The organism is Providencia sp. M-27, from assembly GCF_011077905.1.
GTDB lineage: Bacteria > Pseudomonadota > Gammaproteobacteria > Enterobacterales > Enterobacteriaceae > Providencia > Providencia huaxiensis.
Genome location: NZ_JAALBT010000003.1, coordinates 235,199 through 250,925, shown reverse-complemented (window position 1 = coordinate 250,925; position 15,727 = coordinate 235,199). Strand labels below are relative to the sequence as shown.

Sequence of the window (15,727 nt, the reverse complement as noted above, 5' to 3'; positions counted from 1 at the left end):
TTTAAAATAAAAAAGCTGAATTCGTTAGGCGCGAATTCAGCTTTTTTGTTATGTCTGCCATTTATTATGCTGTATGCATACTTTGTGGGTTTGTTTGACTTCTTTTACGTGCAAGTACTAGCTTGCTATAGAGCAGGGCTATTACGAAATAAACCGCTTGAGTAACGACTATGGTTGGCCCGGTTGTCGCATTGATGTGAAAACTCAGGATAGTCCCAATAACACTCGATGTTACCGAAGCGATGATGGCGACGACGAGCATTTTGCCGAAGCTCCGACATAGAACAAATGCAATAATCCCCGGTGAGATCAGCATGGCAATAACTAAAATGATCCCAACCGCTTGCAGTGAAGCGACAATGGTTAATGCAAGTAAAGACAGTAAACCATAATGGATCAGTTTGACGGGTAGGCCAATCACACGGGCTTGGTTTGGATCAAAACAATACAGCATGAAATCTTTACGTTTCAGTAAGATAATTGCAATAGTTACCCCAGCAAATAACAGAATTTGCTTAAACTCGCTATCCGTGATCCCTAAAATATCACCAAATAAAATATGCGTAAGGTGCTGCTCGGTATCTATTTTAGCAAACATCACCAAGCCAATAGCAAACATTCCTGAGAAGACGATACCCATTACGGTATCTTCTTTTATCCGACTATTTTCTTTTAAATACCCCGTTGCGACAGCGCAGAATAAGCCAGAGGCAAACGCACCAATAGCCAAGGGAATACCTAATAAAGAGGCAATGATGATCCCGGGTAACACTGCGTGGGAAATAGCATCCCCCATGAGAGACCACCCTTTTAATACTAAAAAGCACGATAAAATGGCACACACAGTCCCACTCACAATTGCGGTGATCAAAGCTTTTTGCATAAAAGGAAATGCAAACGGAGCCATCAATAAGTCAATGAAATCACTCATGAGATGCTCCTTGTTGGTGTGATTGATGCAGCCGAGCTACTTCCTTTTTTGCTTTACGTTTTGAGGCAAAAATACCGTGTTTAGGCGCAAAGAAAAATGCTAGCAGGAAAATAATGGTTTGTAGGGTGACAATTAACCCTCCTGTAGCACCATTAAGGAAATAACTGATATAAGCGCCAACAGCACTGGTTACGGTGCCAATCGTGACGGAGATAATGAGTAAGCGTTTAAATTGGTCAGTTAATAAATAGGCGGTTGCACCTGGCGTGACGACCATTGCGATAACAAGAATAGCGCCAACTGTTTGCAAGGCAGCAACGGTACAAGCACTTAATAATGTGAAGAAAATTATTTTTAGGCGTAATGGATTCAAGCCAATTGACCGTGCGTGACTTTCATCGAAAAAAACGGCTAATAAATCTTTCCATAAACACAACAGAATAATAAATGAAACGCCGATAATAATTTCTACTTGTAATACGTCAGAATCCGCAATACCTAAAATATTACCAAAAATAATACTTTGTACATTCACAGATGTTGGGTTCAATGAAACGATCAACAAACCTGCCGCAAAAAAAGTAGAAAATATAAAGCCAATAACAGCATCTTCACGCAAACGAGTTAGATGTTTTATTAATGTCATGGCAAGTGCTGCAAGGATCCCGGTAAAAAAGGCGCCTGCCGCATAGGGTAAACCTAAAGCATAAGCACCAGCCACCCCAGGGACAACGGAGTGGGAGAGCGCATCTCCCATTAATGACCAGCCTTTTAGCATCAAATACGCTGATAAAAATGCACAGACAGCACCAACAATGGCGCTGACCCAAATGGCTTTTATCATGAAATCGTATTCAAAGGGCTGTGATAACATCTCAATCATTCGGAACCCTTAGCTTGGTTTTTTCGAACGGGAGCATCATGGTCATGACCATAGAATACAGCCGCTCTTTCATCATCGGTAATGACGGTGACAGAGCGTGGGTCATCGTCGTCATGAAGCTCTTGACCTGACAGGTTAATATGACGCAATACACCACCAAACGCGTTTTGTAGATTACGCTGTGTAAACGTGGTTTCGGTTGGGCCACTGGCTAACACCGTGCGATTGATTAAGATAACATGGTCGCAAAACTCAGGCACACTACCCAAGTTATGAGTTGAAACGAGGATCAGATGACCTTCGTCACGCAAACTACGCAGTAGGTCTATAATGGCATTTTCAGTTTTAACATCAACCCCAGTAAAGGGTTCATCAAGGAGTAAAACTTTACCTTCTTGTGCGAGCGCTCGTGCTAAAAAAACCCGTTTTTTCTGACCACCTGAAAGCTCGCCTATTTGGCGATGTTCAAGCCCTGCAAGGTCAACCCGTTCTAATGCCATTTTGACAGCATCTTTATCGGCTTGTTTAGGGATGCGAAAAAAACCCATTTTGCCATAACGCCCCATCATCACAACATCAGAAACGAGAACGGGGAAGTTCCAGTCAACTTCTTCCGTTTGTGGGACGTATGCAATCACGTTTTCTTTCAGTGCCGTTTTTATTGGCTGATCATTTAATGTCACACTGCCTGAAGATGGGGTGACAAGCCCCATAATGGTTTTAAATAGCGTTGATTTGCCACTGCCATTTACGCCAACTAAGGCACAAATAGAGCCACCAGAGATAGTAAAGCTTGCGTCGTAGATAGCGGTGTGACCATTATTATATGTTACAGTCGCATCATCGACGATAAGATTCGGGTGTTCGAATTGACTTGAATGATTCATATTACTGTGAAAATCCTTTCGCTATCGTGTCTACAGTCGTATTTAAAAGATCTATATAGGTTGGTACTGGGCCATCGGCAGTTGATAATGAGTCAACATATAATACGCCGCCGTATTTTGCCCCGGTTTCTTTACTGACTTGGCGAGCAGGCTTATCAGAAATTGTACTTTCACTGAATACCACAGGGATGTTGTATTTGCGGACAGTATCAATCACTTTTTTCACTTGTTGAGGAGAGCCTTGCTCTTCTGCATTGATTGGCCATAAATAGACTTCTTTAAAGCCGTAATCTTTCGTTAAATAGCTAAATGCGCCTTCACTTGAGACTAACCAACGTTCATTTTCTGGAATACGGTTTAAGCGTTCACGTAAAGGGGTATCAAGCTCTGCAATTTGCTGCGCATATTTTTTCGCATTGGCATTATATGTTTCTGCATTTTCAGGATCATATTTAACTAGAGCTTGGCGAATATTTTCAATATAAATTTTAGCATTAGCAGGAGACATCCAGGCATGTGGGTTCGGGTTGTCTTTATACTCACCTTCACGGATTGGCATTGGCTCAATACCTTCAGTGACTACGACAGCAGGGACATTCTTAAAGTTTTCAAAGAAACGTTGGAACCAAACTTCCAAATTCATCCCATTCCATAAGATTAAATCTGCGTCATAGGCTTTCATAATATCTTTAGGCGTCGGTTGATAACCGTGGATTTCTGCTCCAGGCTTCGTTATAGACTCGACAATTGCCGCATCTCCAGCTACATTTTGAGCGATATCTTGGATAATGGTAAAAGTGGTAACGACTTTAAATTTTTTAGCAAAAGCCGGCTGACTAAAAAAGATGACTGCTATCAAAGCAAACATGCTGGTTAGTAAAGGTGCAGATAATCGAGATACGTTCTTCTTCATAAAAGTTGACCCTGACATTATTGGTTTAGCGTTTTTTAACATACAGTTGTTAAGGTTTATAACAATTATATTTTATATCTCAACTGATAATGATTATCAATATCAATTGAGAAAAATAAACATAAAAAATGTGGAATAGCATTATTCGTCATTATGGGCTTCTAAGTCCCATGGTTATTTGTATGACTAAAACACGTCCTGAAGTAAAAGTTAAGTAAAAATTATTTTATTTTTCTTAGGATTAGTTATTCTGCCATCGGCTTCCATCGTAGAGGATTCGACAGTGAAAAAAATAATTGGCGGCACTTTTGCGCTACTGCTACTTGCAGGTTGTTCAAGCGAGCCAGATAGGCCTGTAACAAAACAGCGGATGCTAGAGCCTACAGGGCCTGTAACAGCACAAAATACGACATTCCCAAGAACGCCTTTTGATGAGTTTATTCGTGAGTCTGCGGCTCGTTACAGTGTTGATGAAGCTTTAATTAGGGCCATTATTGAGGTCGAATCCAACTTTAGGCCTGAAGTTGTCAGTAAATCAAATGCAATAGGTTTGATGCAGATTAAAGCTTCGACAGCGGGACGTGACGCATATCGTTATCAGGGAAAGTCGGGGGAGCCGAGTTCTCGTGACTTAAAAGATCCACAAAAAAATATTGATATTGGTACAACTTATATTCGTATTTTAAAGGAGCAACATCTTGCTGGAATTAGCCACCCTCAGACATTATATTATGCAACGGTTGTCGCTTATGTGAACGGGGCGGGGGCATTATTAAGAACATTTGATAATGATAAAGGCCGGGCGATTGCAATGATTAACAGCTTATCGCCGGAAGAATTTTATCAACACGTGCAAACAAAGCATCCTGCACCGCAAGCCCCACGCTATTTGTGGAAAGTTAAAAATGCTTACAATGCATTAGCGATGTCTTATTGATATTCCTTCATTAAATATGGGAGCTGCGCGACAATTTCAACGATGCCGTTGATAACAAATTGCACTCCCATACAGATTAATAAGAACCCCATCACCCGAGCGATTGCATCAATACCGCTATTACCTAACCACCTCATAATCGAAGTTGCGCCTTTTAAACCAATCCAAACGATAAAGCTTGCAATAAAAAAGGTGATAACGGGGGCGACTTTTAAAACCCATGGAGCGAAACTAACATTACCTTGTAATGATGCAGTGGAGCTGATGATCATGGCGATAGTACCAGGGCCAGCTGTACTCGGCATCGCAAGGGGAACAAAAGCAATACTAGGGGATTCTTGGCGTTTTTTGGGAACATTCGGGTCATCAAGGGCATTGGTAGTCGGGTCTTCTCCAACATCACTGCTAGGAAACAGCATGCCAAAGCCAATAAATGCCACAATTAACCCACCTGCAATTCTAAGACCTGGTATTGATATTCCAAATGTATTCATAACTAACTGGCCTGCATAAAAAGCGATAGTCATAATTGCGAACACATAAATAGAAGCCAATAATGATTGATGGTCACGCTGCTCTTTTGTCATATTAGCAGAAATACTTAACATGACCGCAATAGCAGTTAAAGGGTTGGCAAGAGGAAGTAGTAGCACAAGACCAATACCAACGGCTTGAAATAGCTCAAAAAAATTTGTCATGGAAGTTTGATTCAAGCTCCTGATTAATGTAAATAAAACACCTTATCTCAAATGATAGCAAAATTTCTTATAGATCTGTAGGTTAGCATTTATAGCTAGAGGGATACTTTATGAAAGGGGACGATTACAGTACTGATGGGTAAGAATTAATATCAACTATCATTTATTAGCTTGAAGATAATTGGAGTTGTTCACATTAACTGTGGATAACAATGGCCTTCATCTGTGAATAACTTACTTTATTTATTAAATAACAATGGGATACTGAGTTGTGGTAAAAGTATTCAATTTTTACAGGCAAAAAAAAACCTTTTTATAGGGGGATAAAAAGGTTAAGGGCATTTCGTAACAGGTTGTCTTTAAGTTGATATGGAATGTAGTATATCTGCTGCAATGTTATTTACTGATAATTTATGTAAATTCATTAAAAGAATTCAATGTAATAGGCAACCAAAGAGTAAAAAAATATGTTAAACGGAATCAACCACTTAACGTTAGCTGTAACTGATTTGGATAAAAGTATTGGTTTTTATCAATCACTACTTGGTATGAAGTTACATGCGAGTTGGAAAAAGGGCGCCTATATATCCTGTGGCGATTTATGGTTATGTCTATCATTAGATACAACTCGCCAATTTTCGTCCCCAGAAAAAACGGATTACACACACTATGCCTTTAACGTTGATGCGAAAGACTTTCTTATCGTTGTTGATCGGCTAATGCAAGCGAATGTCATTGTCTGGAAAGAAAATAAAAGTGAAGGAGATTCTTTTTATTTTCTTGATCCAGATGGCCACAAATTAGAATTACATGTAGGCGGTTTATTACAACGCTTAAAGAGCTGCCAAGAAAAACCGTATGAAGAAATGAAATTTTATTAAAAAAGTCATGGATTTCTTTACAAAGGATTTTTAATTTTAAAAATAGCTTTACGCAGAGTTGTATATCCTATTTTCAGTTAATTTTGAGTAATAGGAAAAAGAATGAAAAAACTTATAGCGACATTAGCCGGGGCGTCTATGCTATTAGTTTTGGCAGCCGCCATGTTACTAATCGTTTTTCCTCAGCAGTGGAAGCAAAGTATTTATCCGAATATATCCCAAGCCTTACCAACATCGCTCAGTGCTATTTTACCGCAGGGTTTAGCCAGTAATGATATTTGTAATAGCTTAGAGGATAACCTGCAAAGTTTTACTGATTATCTTAAAGTGAATCAGGACATTGTTGATGTTAAGGGAATGAATAGCTTAGATGAACAACTTGCCAATATTCAAACCAGAATTGATTCTATGCCCAGTGATGTGCGAAATTTAGTTTGCCAGCAAGAATATAGTAAACTAGAAGGTTTAAAGAGTGTGTTTTCCTTAAGTCCCAATAACTAATTATTTTTGTCGTTAATATCACTCCTCTATATGTTCCCCCACTCAAATTTATATATTCATTTATGGTATGTTAATAGCATCATTTTGGCTTGTAGGTAACATGATGAATATATTTAAATTACCATTATTGAATTGGTTAGTCGCTAATGGGGTAGCTGTATATTTTCTTTCCAAGCAAGGTCTTTTAGATTGGACGTTTTCTGGTTGGATGGGGATCTTAGGTATCTTAGTGGCACTTGAAAGTGTCAGTTGGGTCGCGACAAGCCTTTATTATTTTTATAAACATAAAACATCACCAAATCCTACGGTTAAGGCAACGCATTTAGTGACTAACGGGCCTTACCGATTTTCACGTAATCCAATGTATTTAGCTTTCACATCAATGAGCTTGGCTTTAGCTTTCTTCTCGCACTCTTCTTATTTCTTGATAGCGGGTTTGGTCTTTTGGTTAATTACCGACTTGTACACTATTCCGCAAGAAGAGCGATTTTTAGCGGGAAAATTCAATGAAGAGTGGGAGCGTTATCGCAAGCAGACACGACGTTGGCTATAATGACTAAAGAATTAGTCGTATCCAGTGGATCGCATTGGTATCGGCTTTCTTTCGCAAAAAAAGAGAAACTATTTCCTGCATTAGATAGCTTATTCGCCATTTAATCGGGAAGGTGTTGATTTTTCAGATGAAGAATAACAATTAGCGGCATTACGCTATCGCCATAAAATAGGTCTGTGTTATCATTAGTAGTTGAGTTACTCACGATGTAACGAAATAGGGCGCTTAAGTTGCCCATATTTGTGTACATATCTTGCATAGTGAAGTGAGAAATCGTTAGTAACGTATTGATTTATAACTTTGGAATAATCAAGCAAGTGATCTTTCGTGTGGGTCACCACTGCTGATAAGGATTTTTTAATGCCTGTTATTACTCTTCCTGATGGAAGTCAGCGTCAGTTTGACCATCCCGTTTCAGTGATGGATGTTGCTCGTGACATCGGAGCGGGTTTAGCTAAAGCCTGTATCGCGGGTCGAATTAATGGTGAACGTGTTGATGCATGTGAAATAATTGAACATGATGCAAACGTGTCCATTATTACGAGCAAGGATGAAGACGGACTCGAAATTATTCGTCACTCTTGTGCTCACCTGTTAGGCCATGCCATCAAGCAATTATGGCCAAATACGAAAATGGCGATTGGGCCTACTATCGACAATGGTTTTTACTATGATGTCGATTTAGACCACATGCTGACGCAGGAAGACTTGGAAAAGCTTGAAAAGCGTATGCTTGAGCTTGCCAAAACAGATTATGAGGTGGTGAAAAAACGTGTTTCTTGGAGCGAAGCTCGTGAAACTTTCGTTGCCCGTGGCGAAGACTATAAAGTTGAAATTTTAGATCAAAATATTAGTCAAGATGACCGCCCAGGTTTATATCATCACGAAGAATATGTTGACATGTGTCGCGGTCCACACGTACCAAACATGCGTTTTTGCCACCATTTTAAATTACAGAAAGTGGCTGGCGCATACTGGCGTGGTAACAGCGATAACAAAATGCTGCAACGTATTTACGGCACCGCATGGGCTGATAAAAAACAATTAGCAGCTTATTTATTACGTTTAGAAGAAGCAGCTAAGCGTGACCACCGTAAAATTGGTAAACAATTAGATTTATACCATATGCAAGAAGAAGCGCCGGGTATGGCGTTCTGGCATAATGACGGTTGGACAATTTTCCGTGAACTGGAAACCTTTGTACGCACTAAACTGAAGGCCTATAATTATCAGGAAGTGAAAGGGCCATTTATGATGGACCGCGTATTATGGGAAAAAACAGGTCACTGGGATAACTATAAAGATGCCATGTTCACGACTTCATCTGAAAACCGTGAATATTGTGTCAAACCAATGAACTGCCCGGGTCACGTACAGATTTTCAACCAAGGTTTGAAATCATATCGTGACTTACCATTGCGCATGGCAGAATTTGGTAGCTGTCACCGTAATGAGCCATCAGGTGCGTTGCACGGCTTAATGCGTGTGCGTGGCTTTACTCAGGATGATGCACATATCTTCTGTACTGAAGAGCAAATCTTAAGTGAAGTAACCAGCTGTATTGAAATGATTTATGATGTTTATGCAACTTTCGGTTTCGAAAAAATTGTTGTAAAACTATCAACTCGCCCTGAAAAACGTATCGGTACTGACGATATGTGGGACAGAGCGGAAGAAGATTTGGCTAATGCCCTGAAATCAAAAGGTATTGAATTTGAATACCAACCAGGCGAAGGCGCATTTTATGGTCCGAAAATCGAGTTTACACTGTACGACTGCCTTGACCGTGCATGGCAATGTGGTACTGTCCAGTTAGACTTCTTCTTGCCGGGCCGTTTAACAGCTTCCTATGTAGGTGAAAATAACGAACGTATCGTTCCTGTGATGATCCACCGTGCTGTGTTAGGTTCACTAGAACGCTTCATTGGTATCTTAACAGAAGAGTATGCGGGCTTTTTCCCAACATGGTTAGCACCACAGCAAGTGGTCGTAATGAACATTACTGATAGTCAAGCAGACTATGTTCAAGAATTAGTTAGCAAGCTGCAAAGTGTTGGCATTCGTGCGAAAGCGGACTTACGTAACGAGAAAATCGGCTTTAAGATCCGTGAACACACGCTGCGTCGCGTCCCTTACATGTTAGTATGTGGTGATAAAGAAGTTGAATCAGGTAAAGTTGCTGTACGTACCCGTCGTGGTAAAGACTTAGGTAGCCTTGATGTCAACGAATTCATGACAAAACTGCTTGAAGAGATCCGCAGTCGTCAACTCAATCAGATGGAGGAATAAGGTATTAAAGGCGGAAAAAAACTCCCAACAGCGCGTCCAAATCGTATTAACGATGAAATTCGCGCAACAGAAATCCGTGTCACTGGTTTAGACGGTGAACAACTTGGCGTAATGAGTGTGCGTGAAGGCCTCTTTAAAGCAGAAGAAGCTGGTGTCGATTTAGTCGAAATCAGCCCAAATGCCGAGCCGCCAGTTTGTCGTATCATGGACTACGGTAAATATCTTTATGAGAAGAGTAAGTCTCAAAAAGAACAAAAGAAAAAACAAAAAGTTGTTCAAGTGAAGGAAATTAAATTCCGTCCAGGAACAGACGAAGGCGACTACCAAGTTAAACTACGTAGTTTAATTCGCTTTTTGGAAGATGGTGACAAAGCTAAAGTAACACTGCGTTTTCGTGGTCGCGAAATGGCTCACCAACAGATTGGCTTAGAAGTGCTTAACCGCATCAAAACCGATCTGGATGAACTGGCATCAGTTGAATCATTCCCATCAAGGATTGAAGGACGCCAGATGATCATGGTATTGGCACCAAAGAAAAAATAATTAAGCCAGTATGGTTATAGCGAAGTATCGCTAGAGTCTAGCAGCGCTCATTTGGGCGCTGCTTCTCTGTTTTATTCGTGATGAAAAATTTTATTATTGATGAAAGTAATGCCATACCAGCTAAGGTAATCGGTATATTTAACGTCTTGTTATTTTCTTCATTAATGAATCAAAGTAATTGTGTCAAAGCGATAATTGGACTCAAAAGCCAAGTTTTCAAACAGTTCAGAATGATTTATTGCAAGAATTACTTGAGTAATCCAGCAAGAAGCATTAAAATCCGCGGTCGAATCACTTTGTCAGCGCATAGCGCATTAGGGCAAACTAAGAATATCGTACATGCGTCAAGTAGTAACTATTGAGTGACGGGTGTATTTGCTTGAGAGAAGCAAATCTCTTTATCCAATTGGAGGAATGAAGTATTAAAGGCGGAAAAAGAATCCCAACAACACGTCCAAATCGTATCAATGATGAAATTCGTGTTCCAGAGGTCCGTTTAACAGGTTTAGACGGTGAACAGTTAGGCATCATGAGCGCACGCGAAGCGCTTGAAAAAGCTGAAGAAGCAGGCGTAGACCTCGTTGAAATCAGCCCAAATGCTGAACCGCCAGTTTGTCGTATCATGGATTACGGCAAATTCCTTTATGAGAAGAGCAAATCTCAAAAAGAGCAAAAAAAGAAACAAAAAGTTGTTCAGGTGAAGGAAATTAAATTCCGCCCTGGTACAGATGAAGGTGATTATCAGGTCAAACTACGCAACCTGACTCGCTTTCTAGAAGATGGTGATAAAGCTAAAGTTACGCTGCGTTTTCGCGGTCGTGAAATGGCTCACCAGCAGATCGGTCTGGAAATGCTTAATCGCATCAAAGCTGATCTGGAAGAGCTGGCATCCGTGGAATCTTTCCCTTCAAGAATTGAAGGACGTCAGATGATCATGGTGCTGGCACCGAAGAAGAAATAATTAGGCCTGCAAGTAATATTCGTTTATAGCAATATAGATGTTATTCGCCTAATTAATTCGTAGCTAATCACAATGCGAAGTTGGAAATAAAAGAAATGCCAAAGATTAAAACTGTACGTGGCGCAGCAAAGCGCTTTAAAAAAACTGCAGGCGGTGGCTTTAAGCGTAAGCATGCAAACCTTCGTCATATTCTGACTAAAAAGTCAACTAAGCGTAAACGCCATTTACGTCCGAAAGGAATGGTATCTAAGGGCGATCTGGGTCTGGTAGTAGCCTGCCTGCCTTACGCATAAGTAAACAATTTAGTTAATTAAGATAAAAGACGATAGGAGATAGCTATGGCTCGCGCAAAACGTGGTGTAATCGCACGTGCACGTCACAAAAAAATTCTGAAGCAGGCGAAAGGTTACTATGGTGCACGTTCACGTGTTTACCGCGTAGCGTTTCAGGCGGTAATTAAAGCTGGTCAATACGCTTACCGTGACCGCCGTCAACGTAAACGTCAGTTCCGTCAACTGTGGATCGCACGTATCAACGCTGCGGCTCGTCAGAACGGTCTGTCTTACAGCCGTTTCATCAATGGCTTGAAAAAAGCTTCAATTGAAATCGACCGTAAGATCTTAGCAGACATCGCAGTTTTCGATAAAGCAGCATTCACTGCTTTAGTAGAAAAAGCGAAAGGCGCTTTAGCTTAATTGTTTGCTTGAAAAGAGGAGGGTAACTTCCTCTTTTCATTTATAGTTATTTGTGTTAATACTTTAGATACAGTCAGTTATTGAGAGTTAGTTACATGCATTCTGTTATTTTTCGTTTCTTTTTTTACTTTAGCACCTGAATATCGGGGGCTTTTGCGCGTAAATAGAAAGAAGAAATGAAAGATTACGCTAAAGCCTCCTTAGGGAGGCTTTTTTGTTTCTAGTTTTAGATTAAGTAAAGTAAAATCAGTTAAGTATTCATTCATTACCAAATGGAATGTGAAGCTTAATATATATAGTGAATAACTAGCAAAAAGACCAATTGGTCATAAAGGGGAAACAATGCCACATCTCGCTGAGTTGGTTGCACAGGCAAAAGCAGCCATTGAACAGGCCCAAGATGTTGCTACGTTGGAATCAGTGCGTGTTGAATATTTAGGCAAGAGCGGCCATTTCACACTACAGATGAAAACGTTGCGTGAACTGCCTGCTGAGGAACGTCCAGCAGCAGGGGCTGTGATAAATGAAGCTAAAGTACAGGTTCAAGATGCTCTGAACGCCCGTAAGGACGCGATGCAAGCTGAAATCCTTAATGCACGTCTGGTATCAGAAAAAATTGACGTGTCATTACCAGGGCGTCGAATGGAAAATGGTGGGTTACACCCAGTGACCCGCACAATTCAGCGAATTGAAGAATTTTTTGGCGAATTAGGTTTCTCTGTTGAAACAGGCCCTGAAATCGAAGATGACTACCATAACTTTGATGCGCTAAATATTCCTGCTCACCACCCTGCGCGTGCAGACCACGATACTTTTTGGTTTGATGCAAAACGCCTATTGCGTACGCAAACATCAGGTGTACAAATCCGTACAATGAATGGTCAACAACCACCGATCCGTATCATTGCCCCGGGTCGTGTATATCGTAATGATTATGACCAAACGCATACACCTATGTTCCATCAAACAGAAGGCCTGATTGTTGATAAAGATATCAGCTTTACCAATCTAAAAGGCACATTGCATGATTTCTTGAATAACTTCTTTGAAGAGGAAGTTCAAGTACGTTTCCGACCATCATATTTCCCATTCACCGAACCTTCAGCGGAAGTTGATGTTATGGGTAAAAATGGTAAATGGTTAGAAGTATTAGGCTGCGGAATGGTTCATCCAAATGTATTGCGTAATGTAGGTATTGACCCTGAAGTCTACTCTGGATTTGCCTTTGGTATGGGGATGGAGCGCTTAACAATGCTACGTTACGGTGTTTCTGACCTACGTGCATTCTTCGAAAATGATCTTCGTTTCCTCAAACAGTTTAAATAAGGCGGGTCTATCTCATGAAATTCAGTGAACTATGGTTACGCGAATGGGTAAACCCGGCGATCAGTAGTGAAGCATTATCTGACCAAATCACGATGGCGGGTTTGGAAGTTGATGGTGTAGATGCAGTTGCTGGCCAATTTCACGGCGTTGTTGTTGGTGAAGTGGTTGAGTGTGGTCAACACCCAAATGCAGACAAACTGCGCGTTACAAAAGTTAACGTAGGCGGTGAGCGTTTATTAGATATCGTCTGTGGTGCACCAAACTGCCGTCAAGGCCTAAAAGTTGCTGTTGCAACGGTTGGTGCGGTATTACCGGGTGATTTTAAAATTAAAGCGGCAAAACTACGTGGCGAGCCTTCTGAAGGTATGCTGTGTTCTTATTCTGAGCTGGGTATTTCTGATGACCACAGCGGAATTATTGAATTGCCTCTAGATGCCACTATCGGTACCGATATTCGTGAATATCTAAAACTTGATGATAATGCGATTGAAATCAGCATTACACCTAACCGTGCAGATTGCTTAAGTATTCTTGGGGTTGCACGTGATGTCGCTGTTATTAATAAATTAGCGTTGAATGAGCCTGCTATTAATACAGTATCCGTGACCACAAAAGACACTTTCCCAATTCGAGTAGAAGCACCTAATGCGTGCCCACGTTTCTTAGGCCGTGTGATCAAAAATATTGATGTGTCAGCGCCAACGCCATTGTGGATGAAAGAAAAGTTGCGCCGTGGTGGCGTCCGTTCTATTGACGCGGTTGTGGATATTACCAACTACGTCTTATTAGAATTGGGTCAGCCTCAACACGCTTATGATCTAGACCGTTTAGATGGTGCTATTGTTGCTCGCATGGCAAAAGAAGGGGAGAAACTGGTTCTCCTTGATGGCAGTGAAGCAACGCTAAAATCAGACACATTAGTGATTGCTGATGAATCAAAAGCACTGGGGATTGCAGGTATTTTTGGCGGTGAACACTCAGGTGTTAATACGGAAACCAAAAATATTTTATTAGAGTGTGCATTCTTCGACCCATTATCGATCACAGGTCGTGCACGTAATTACGGTTTGCACACTGATGCATCTCACCGTTTTGAGCGTGGTGTTGACCCTCAATTACAGTTTAAAGCGATTGAACGTGCTACTGCGCTAATTGTTGAGATTTGTGGTGGTGAAGTCGGTGAAATTATTGATGTAACCAGTGAACAGCATTTACCAAAAGCCGTAAATATTAAACTGACGCGCAATAAATTAGACCGTTTGATTGGTCACTTTATTGAAGATGAGTTAGTTACTGATATTTTGACGCGTTTAGGGTGCAAAGTCACTGTTTCTGCTAATACATGGGATGTTGTCGCCCCAAGTTGGCGCTTCGATATGCAAATCGAAGAAGACTTAGTGGAAGAAGTCGCTCGTGTTTATGGTTATAACAGCATCCCTGATGTGCCATTACGTGCTGATTTGACCATGACTAATCACAAAGAAGCTAACCTACCTTTAAAACGTATTAAAGCAATGTTAGTTGACCGTGGTTATCAAGAAGCAATCACTTATAGTTTTGTTGACCCTAAAGTTCAAGCTTTACTGCATCCACAACAAGATGCGTTGCTTTTACCTAACCCGATTTCTGTTGATATGTCAGCGATGCGTTTATCGTTACTGACTGGTTTATTAGGAACCGTTGTCTATAATCAGAATCGTCAACAAAATAGAATTCGTTTATTTGAGACAGGTCTGCGCTTTATTCCTGATAATCAAGCAGAATATGGGATCCGTCAGGAACCAATGCTTGCAGGGGTGATTACAGGCAATAGATTTGAAGAACATTGGTCATTAGATAAACAAGTTGTTGACTTCTTTGACTTAAAAGGTGATCTTGAAGCTGTTTTTGAATTGACTGGGAAACTAAATCAAATTACATTTAAATCTGAGGCACATCCTGCATTGCATCCAGGTCAAAGTGCTGGGATTTATCTGGAAAATGAACACATTGGCTTTATTGGTGTGGTTCACCCAGAATTAGAACGCAAACTCGATTTAAATGGTCGTACGGTGGTGTTTGAGGTTCGTAGTGATGCGATAGCACAACGTGTTATTCCTGAAGCTAAGGCGATTTCGCGCTATCCATCGAACCGCCGTGACATCGCTGTTGTCGTGCCAGAAGATGTGGCTGCTGCTGAAGTTTTAGCAGAGTGTAAAAAAGTTGGCATAAATCATATAGTTGGCATAAACTTATTTGATGTGTACTGTGGTGAAGGAATAGCAGATGGCTATAAGAGCCTTGCTATCAGTCTTGTCTTCCAGGATACCCAGCGTACTATGGAAGAAGAAGAGATCACTGCTACCGTTGATCTGTGTATTGCTGCGTTAAAACAGCGATTCCAAGCCTCCTTGAGGGACTAAACCTATGGCGCTTACTAAAGCTGAAATGTCAGAAAATTTGTTTGAAAAACTGGGTGTTAGCAAACGTGATGCTAAAGACCTTGTCGAAACTTTCTTTGAAGAGGTTCGCCTTTCCTTAGAAAATGGTGAGCAAGTAAAATTATCTGGATTCGGTAACTTTGATTTACGTGATAAAAATCAACGTCCCGGACGTAACCCAAAAACTGGGGAAGATATTCCAATTACTGCACGCCGTGTTGTTACTTTCCGCCCAGGCCAAAAATTAAAAAGCCGTGTAGAAAAAGCAACGCCGAAAGAGTAATTATATCGTTTGATATGAAAAAAGAC

General features: G+C 40.7%; 18 protein-coding genes and 1 other annotated feature. Of the genes, 13 read left to right on the top strand and 5 right to left on the bottom strand.

All coding sequences use genetic code 11. The features are described from left to right. Nucleotides 1–64: 64 nt before the first annotated feature. The 4 genes from G6Q48_RS07095 to G6Q48_RS07080 are packed head-to-tail and all read right to left on the bottom strand — an operon-like array spanning nucleotide 65 to nucleotide 3,614. A complete protein-coding gene (locus G6Q48_RS07095; RefSeq protein WP_096863947.1) occupies nucleotides 65–931 on the bottom strand; it encodes a metal ABC transporter permease in 867 nt (288 codons plus the stop codon). Further along, the gene (locus G6Q48_RS07090; RefSeq protein WP_166265322.1) at nucleotides 924–1,814 is read right to left on the bottom strand and encodes an iron chelate uptake ABC transporter family permease subunit; all 891 of its coding nucleotides are present in this window, start codon (nucleotides 1,812–1,814) and stop codon (nucleotides 924–926) included. The genes G6Q48_RS07095 and G6Q48_RS07090 overlap by 8 nt, the downstream gene beginning before the upstream one ends. Continuing rightward, complete coding sequence (locus G6Q48_RS07085; protein ID WP_102139218.1) at nucleotides 1,811–2,701, bottom strand: manganese/iron ABC transporter ATP-binding protein; 891 nt, start codon at nucleotides 2,699–2,701, stop codon at nucleotides 1,811–1,813. Before G6Q48_RS07085 ends, G6Q48_RS07090 begins: the two co-directional genes overlap by 4 nt. Before the next feature lies 1 nt (nucleotide 2,702). Further along, complete coding sequence (locus tag G6Q48_RS07080; RefSeq protein WP_102139217.1) at nucleotides 2,703–3,614, bottom strand: metal ABC transporter substrate-binding protein; 912 nt, start codon at nucleotides 3,612–3,614, stop codon at nucleotides 2,703–2,705. Nucleotides 3,615–3,897: 283 nt separating this feature from the next. On the opposite strand from G6Q48_RS07080, the gene G6Q48_RS07075 reads away from it, so the two are divergent. Further along, nucleotides 3,898–4,551 (top strand): transglycosylase SLT domain-containing protein, encoded by a 654-nt coding sequence (locus G6Q48_RS07075; protein WP_102139216.1) that lies wholly within the window; start codon nucleotides 3,898–3,900, stop codon nucleotides 4,549–4,551. Here G6Q48_RS07075 and G6Q48_RS07070 read toward each other — a convergent pair. Then, nucleotides 4,545–5,249: a MarC family NAAT transporter gene (locus G6Q48_RS07070; RefSeq protein WP_102139215.1), complete on the bottom strand. Its 705-nt coding sequence runs from the start codon at nucleotides 5,247–5,249 to the stop codon at nucleotides 4,545–4,547. The genes G6Q48_RS07075 and G6Q48_RS07070 overlap by 7 nt on opposite strands. A 467-nt stretch (nucleotides 5,250–5,716) precedes the next feature. Here G6Q48_RS07070 and fos point away from each other — a divergent pair, with 467 nt between their 5' ends. The 12 genes from fos (at nucleotide 5,717) to ihfA (ending at nucleotide 15,701) form a co-directional block, all read left to right on the top strand. Next, nucleotides 5,717–6,130, top strand: coding sequence for a fosfomycin resistance glutathione transferase (gene fos / locus G6Q48_RS07065; RefSeq protein ID WP_102139214.1), 414 nt, complete (start codon nucleotides 5,717–5,719; stop codon nucleotides 6,128–6,130). 102 nt (nucleotides 6,131–6,232) lie between these two features. Then, a complete protein-coding gene (locus G6Q48_RS07060; RefSeq protein WP_102139213.1) occupies nucleotides 6,233–6,631 on the top strand; it encodes a hypothetical protein in 399 nt (132 codons plus the stop codon). A 103-nt stretch (nucleotides 6,632–6,734) separates the two neighbouring features. Beyond that, entirely contained in the window at nucleotides 6,735–7,184 is a 450-nt protein-coding gene (locus tag G6Q48_RS07055; protein WP_166265440.1) for a methyltransferase family protein, read from the top strand. A 360-nt stretch (nucleotides 7,185–7,544) separates the two neighbouring features. Beyond that, on the top strand, nucleotides 7,545–9,473 hold the full coding sequence (thrS, locus tag G6Q48_RS07050) for a threonine--tRNA ligase (protein ID WP_102139211.1): 1,929 nt from the start codon (nucleotides 7,545–7,547) through the stop codon (nucleotides 9,471–9,473). A 3-nt stretch (nucleotides 9,474–9,476) separates the two neighbouring features. Next, on the top strand, nucleotides 9,477–10,016 hold the full coding sequence (infC, locus tag G6Q48_RS07045) for a translation initiation factor IF-3 (protein WP_102139210.1): 540 nt from the start codon (nucleotides 9,477–9,479) through the stop codon (nucleotides 10,014–10,016). Between the two features lie 421 nt (nucleotides 10,017–10,437). After that, nucleotides 10,438–10,977: a translation initiation factor IF-3 gene (gene infC / locus G6Q48_RS07040; protein ID WP_071524539.1), complete on the top strand. Its 540-nt coding sequence runs from the start codon at nucleotides 10,438–10,440 to the stop codon at nucleotides 10,975–10,977. Nucleotides 10,978–11,072: 95 nt separating this feature from the next. Then, the gene (gene rpmI, locus G6Q48_RS07035; RefSeq protein ID WP_004263702.1) at nucleotides 11,073–11,270 is read left to right on the top strand and encodes a 50S ribosomal protein L35; all 198 of its coding nucleotides are present in this window, start codon (nucleotides 11,073–11,075) and stop codon (nucleotides 11,268–11,270) included. A gap of 45 nt (nucleotides 11,271–11,315) precedes the next feature. Further along, the gene (gene rplT, locus G6Q48_RS07030) at nucleotides 11,316–11,672 is read left to right on the top strand and encodes a 50S ribosomal protein L20 (RefSeq protein ID WP_004263714.1); all 357 of its coding nucleotides are present in this window, start codon (nucleotides 11,316–11,318) and stop codon (nucleotides 11,670–11,672) included. A gap of 89 nt (nucleotides 11,673–11,761) precedes the next feature. Further along, nucleotides 11,762–11,891, top strand: a sequence feature (Phe leader region). After that, nucleotides 11,768–11,812, top strand: a complete 45-nt coding sequence (gene pheM, locus G6Q48_RS23175) for a pheST operon leader peptide PheM (RefSeq protein WP_136134757.1) — start codon at nucleotides 11,768–11,770, stop codon at nucleotides 11,810–11,812. (Overlaps the previous feature by 45 nt.) A gap of 123 nt (nucleotides 11,892–12,014) precedes the next feature. Beyond that, nucleotides 12,015–12,998 carry a phenylalanine--tRNA ligase subunit alpha gene (pheS, locus tag G6Q48_RS07020; protein ID WP_102139209.1) on the top strand — a complete coding sequence of 328 codons (984 nt, stop codon included), beginning with the start codon at nucleotides 12,015–12,017 and terminating at the stop codon, nucleotides 12,996–12,998. Between the two features lie 14 nt (nucleotides 12,999–13,012). Further along, on the top strand, nucleotides 13,013–15,400 hold the full coding sequence (gene pheT, locus G6Q48_RS07015; protein WP_166265319.1) for a phenylalanine--tRNA ligase subunit beta: 2,388 nt from the start codon (nucleotides 13,013–13,015) through the stop codon (nucleotides 15,398–15,400). Nucleotides 15,401–15,404: 4 nt separating this feature from the next. Beyond that, nucleotides 15,405–15,701: an integration host factor subunit alpha gene (gene ihfA, locus G6Q48_RS07010; protein ID WP_004263721.1), complete on the top strand. Its 297-nt coding sequence runs from the start codon at nucleotides 15,405–15,407 to the stop codon at nucleotides 15,699–15,701. Nucleotides 15,702–15,727 lie beyond the last annotated feature (26 nt).